This is a genomic window from Legionella maioricensis (assembly GCF_023618015.1).
In the GTDB taxonomy this organism is placed as follows: domain Bacteria; phylum Pseudomonadota; class Gammaproteobacteria; order Legionellales; family Legionellaceae; genus Legionella; species Legionella maioricensis.
This window is the reverse complement of the sequence record NZ_JAJKBJ010000049.1, coordinates 1-5,107: the sequence shown is the minus strand read 5'-3', so window position 1 is coordinate 5,107 and position 5,107 is coordinate 1. Positions and strand designations below refer to the sequence as shown.

The window sequence follows — 5,107 nt, the reverse complement described above, 5'->3', positions numbered from 1 at the left end:
ACCATAATAAACAAGGCAATTTGTTAAAAATAAGAACAAAAAATTAGACATTTTATTATAAACATCTAAAATTTAATTGGTAGCTGTAAATAGGATTGAGAATTTCAGTATAAGAATTAACCATAAAATCGTTAATCAATGGTTTATGTCAACGCGTAACTCTGGAGGAGTCACTATGATGAGGCATTCCATTAAAATTTTTATCGGGATAATCACTTTATTTTCGGTACCTGCTTTTGCGGAAAAAGCAATTTCCATCACGGTAAAAACCAATGAAAAATCAGCATTTGCCATCGGGTATTTTGTAGGTGGGGAAGCTAAGGGAAGTATGGGAAAGTCTTATTCTGGCAAAGGACCTAAAAATAAAAAATATATTTTTGGCTATAGAAAAAATTTTATCCATGGAGACAATGTCTATTGCGGAACTCAAATTTTAACGCAAGACAGTAAAATTACCTTAATAACTGATGGTGCAAAATGCCGAATTGTTATTAATTAGTTCTCAAGAAAATACCATTCGTTCTCTTTTAATTAAGTTCTCTTGTACGCTCACTTCTTTTGACCTGTTTCTCAACAGCCAAGGCTTTGGCAATATCTTGAGTTAAATGGTTTAAATTACTATTCATGCTACTAACTAAAGTCTCTACCGTTACCGAAGGCACTTTCGTATGATAAAATTTTTCATATTTTTTAATGACTTGTCCCTGATGAAAAATAATGTAATCCGCACGTAAGCTGCTATTGCCCAGAAGATCAACTTTGAATTCAGAAATATTTATTTTCAAAGTGTAATCAGGTTTAAATTCGATGTCCCAAGGAGCATCCTCCATAACGACCCCGGGTAAAAGAGTATTTAAATTGGTTTTGATTACGCGCCTAATATTTTTATCCAACGATTCTGCCCATTGATGAAACTCTTCCAGCTGAACTCGATTAAAACTGTCATAAATCATTAATTGCGGTTTTTCGGTGAACGCCGGCGTACGAATTGCATCAACTCCTATTTTTAAATAAGCATAACGACTTGCTGGAACCATTTTGGGCGGAACAGGATTTAACATATAAAATTGCGCCTGCTTACTGCGCCCACAAGCACATAGAATTAATCCTGCTACAAGGATAATAATAAATTTATTTATTTTCACCGTTTACCTCTTACCAATGACTCTGGATTACGCGATAAATAATCTGTTAAATTTTGAGTAGAAGAAGCAGCATCAGCAATTTGTTTCATTGTCTGATTAAAATAAATCAACGACCGTGGTAGATATTCCCCTACATTAATCGCTAATTTATCCAGGTGATTAGTCATCTCATTCGTTGATTTGATGAGATCTTTGATCTCTTGAGAACTCACGAGTTTCCTGATTGCTTCGAATGTATTCTTGGCCGCTTTTAAAGAATCATCCAGGGTTGTGTATTTTTCAATCTTATCTCGGGTAGGAAAAATAGGATAACCATGAAACATTATTTGTTTAGGCTGACTGCTATCATTAGATTGTACTAATTCTATTTCTGCATTACCCGTTATAAAATTAGGTTTGGATATCTGCGCAATATAGCCATTGCTAATTAACAAGTGAATTGGATTTTGGGTAAACCCAAAATTTTTCTCAACAAAAAACTCAACATAAACTGGAATCATTACCTTATTCCGAGCTCTGTTTTCCGTAACCTCAATCAGCTTCACTTCCCCGATTTTAATCCCTCTATAAGTTACTGGCGTTGTTGAATTTAAGCCTTGTAATGACCCTTTAAAAAACATCACATACATTTGGAGTTTGGAATGTACGTACTCCTGATAAAAAAACACGGACCCCATAATCATCAGAATAAATGCGCCCACGACAAAAACACCTACCAACGTATAAAATTTTTCGGAACGCATTATCTTCCCTATAGGTTCAAAAATTTAATATAAACACTACTTAAGGTTAACCAAAGAGAGCCACGAGTCAAGATACGCGACACCGCTCTTCTTAAGGGTACATGTCTCGTAGCCACTTGATAATAGTAATACCCGGCAGTGAAACTCACAATGGAACAATATAATAAAGTCTTAGCCACTGAAGTCATAAAAAAAAGTACGGTGAGCGTGCGTCTTATATCCACTAAATAAATTTGCGTACTAATATTCAATATATGATGAAACGTAATATAAAGACTTAAAAAAGTGACTCCTATCAAATAAGTATGTAATAGTAATCCAGTAATATTTACCCCAATAATAATAGGCAGGATGTATTCAAGAATAACCTCTTGAGGGGTACGTTGCAATTTGGTGATCTTGATTCGAGCATTAATTATATTTAATGAAACCTGCACGCATAAGACAAAGCCAATAAGAGTGGGTAAAAAATCCTGCACCAAAAGAGTTTGTGCAATTGAAAGCGCCTGGCCTTGCAAATTAAATTTACTAAAAATTTGATAGCTATTAATGGCCAAAGACATAGCCATTAATGAACTGATAATAATTAGCGGAATGGCTAAAGATACGCCTGAGTAATATAACACCTTTAATAAATTCGGCCAGGAAATTGCCAAGTGCCGGGTGACAATATTTTTACAACTATGACATAAATGGCCAATGAAACTAAAAAAAAAGGAGATAGACTTAAAAAAGCGTATTACGTGAAAACCCGTTTGTTTAAAGGCATACATTCCGTCTATCCTTTTTATCCATTGATTATACCTCGTCTCCACGTGGCTACCGTCGCCGCGAACCTCTCCCGCAATCTCAAGCATCTCACCGCAATCTCAAGCATCTCACCGCAATCTCAAGCATCTCACCGCAATCTCAAGCATCTCACCGTCATCTCAAGCATCCCCCCGTCATCTCGAGCGTAGCGAGAGATCTCCTGGATGTAGCACTGCCCTATTCCAGATCTCGAAATGACGAAGATTAAAGATATTCTTTGCTCGAAGATTAACGTGATTTTAATAGATGGGCAAGCTTAAGCGCCTGCCCTGGAATTTAAAGCCGTCATTGAGTTACTTAAAGTGATGTCCGCTTTCCTCATTTAAATTATCTTGTCTCATTTCTTCCAACGCCTCTTTCATCTTACCTTTAAAAACACTGACTGCTTGTCCTGAATGGGTGTGGACTTTTTGCTGTTTCTCTGTATGGCCAAATTTATCTGAAGCTAGTTTAGCTACGTCCGCTACCAATTGATTTAATTTGGGACTCCTTTCAAAATTCTTTTTATAACAAGAATCGGCACTAAATTTCTCTGCCCCTTGGCCCATTTCTTTAGCAGGATTAAAGTGTTGTGATGAAGCTACTTTTATGGATTCAAGACCAAACTTCATATGAGGCGATTTATCCCCAATAATCCTTAATGCGGTCCATAGATATTCAAGCTGCTCTGTATTCTCGCCACGCAAAATAATTGGATTTTTAGCTGAGGGAGGCTCCTTTAAGCCAGCCAGCATCTGAGTCACCATGGCCATAGAAAAAGCAACTCGGCCATCCACATCTGTCGCAGGAGGGAATGAGGTCACAGTCAATTTGACTTTTGGTTTTACTCCAATTTTATCGATGGCGGCAATGCGCTCTTCAATAAATCGACCAACTACCTGGTTATTAACAGCGATAGTATGTTCGCGGAAATGATCAGGTTTAACTCTATCAACCATTTGATAGGGATGTGGATTGTCAGGCTCGTAAACTTCTAAAGAAGCCCCTAAACCTACTTTGCGACTACTGTCTAAATGATTGTTTTTATCCGCTATAGGATAATCGGTGTAAGATACTGTAAATATTGAGGACAACTGTCTAATGTCTTTCAGTTCTTCTTTTGCTTGTTTTAAAGTTTGTAGCATGCCCTGCTGCTCAAGAAGATTTTTCTTATCCTCATTTCCTTTCAACAGTTTTTGTATGGGCATATGAATGCGTAATTCGTCTTCAACTCGTTGCAAATAACGTGTTAACGTGGTTCTATAAGCGATAACCCCTTGTTTATAATCTTCATACTGTTCTCCATTCAAATCCTGATCAGAAGGTAAGCCGCCTAAAAACTCTTTTATGATGCAGCGTTGCTTATATAAATAAGGTACAACGACATCAACGCCATCAGCTAACTCTTGAAAATGGGGATCTAACCTCATAGCCTCGAGCTTAGCAGAATCCTGAAATACGGGATTAACCCAGGTCATGGGCGTTTTACCTAAATATCTTAATTCTTTACGTATCTGTTGTAGAGGCGTTACTTTTTCCATAGGGCCTTTTAATGCCCCACGATTATGTCGTTCTAATGCCAGCCACTGACTACGACTCGCCAAAATATTGTGTTTCTCACCAGTACGGTTATGATCTAATCGAGCTAAACGAAAACGGGCTCTTTCAGCAATTTTTCCAATCTCGCCAGGATGATCCAGTAATGCGTGTACATTCTGGGAGTTTAGCCTTCCAAATTCTGTTTTCTTAAATAAGTCTTCTTTCGTATGGGCTCTACTGATTAATTGCAGTAATTCGTAGTCTATGCTTTGATCAATCGCGGCAACTAAAGCATCAAATGCCTCCTGTTGAGACGGATCAGCAGCCCCTGAAACAGGTTTTACAGAGGTTCTGCTGGAAGGTAATCTATGACGATCTATTCTGTCCTCTTCCTCCAAAAACTCATCCTCTTCGCCAAACTCATCGAACGAATCAGATCGACTAAGCGAACTTCTTCTTGAATCCTCTTCCCTAAATGATTCTAAATCACTTAGGTCAAGAGGTACTTCCTTCTTAGCCTGATGAGGCACCTTACTTAACATTTCAAGAGGGGGCTCTTCAGCCTCCATTTTTTGTTGTGGATGTTCCAATACCTCTAAACGTTCTTGTGCACCCTTAATAGCTTTCTTGAATAATGAAGGGTCCTCGTTTAAAGCATTAACATCATATTGATCTAAACCTTTCCCCAAAAGACGCTCAGGACCTTCAGCCTCAACTAGATCTTCTAATTGGTCTCGACTACTGTTCGCAATTACTTTCTCTAAAGCAAGAACTGCTTTTTGTTGAGCAACCAGTTTTAGCGTTTCTGCTAGTTTCTCTAGCTGCTCATGTTTCTGTTGTAACTCTTCATCTTTTGATTGAACAAGTTCTTCAAGTGTTTCTTTTGCGATC

5 protein-coding genes are annotated in these 5,107 nt (G+C 37.8%); 1 reads left to right on the top strand and 4 read right to left on the bottom strand.

Annotation, left to right across the window (positions count from 1 at the left end; translation table 11 throughout):
- Positions 1–175: 175 nt before the first annotated feature.
- The gene (locus LOX96_RS17350) at positions 176–499 is read left to right on the top strand and encodes a hypothetical protein (protein ID WP_250424768.1); all 324 of its coding nucleotides are present in this window, start codon (positions 176–178) and stop codon (positions 497–499) included.
- A 28-nt stretch (positions 500–527) separates the two neighbouring features.
- Here LOX96_RS17350 and LOX96_RS17345 read toward each other — a convergent pair whose 3' ends face one another.
- From LOX96_RS17345 to LOX96_RS17330, 4 genes are all read right to left on the bottom strand, one after another.
- Positions 528–1,145: a PqiC family protein gene (locus tag LOX96_RS17345; protein ID WP_250424770.1), complete on the bottom strand. Its 618-nt coding sequence runs from the start codon at positions 1,143–1,145 to the stop codon at positions 528–530.
- Positions 1,142–1,888 carry an MlaD family protein gene (locus tag LOX96_RS17340; RefSeq protein WP_250424771.1) on the bottom strand — a complete coding sequence of 249 codons (747 nt, stop codon included), beginning with the start codon at positions 1,886–1,888 and terminating at the stop codon, positions 1,142–1,144. Before LOX96_RS17340 ends, LOX96_RS17345 begins: the two co-directional genes overlap by 4 nt.
- 8 nt (positions 1,889–1,896) lie before the next feature.
- Entirely contained in the window at positions 1,897–2,661 is a 765-nt protein-coding gene (locus tag LOX96_RS17335; protein ID WP_250424772.1) for an ABC transporter permease, read from the bottom strand.
- 330 nt (positions 2,662–2,991) lie between these two features.
- A partial coding sequence (locus tag LOX96_RS17330; RefSeq protein ID WP_250456450.1) for a hypothetical protein occupies positions 2,992–5,107 on the bottom strand: 2,116 nt, incomplete at its 5' end.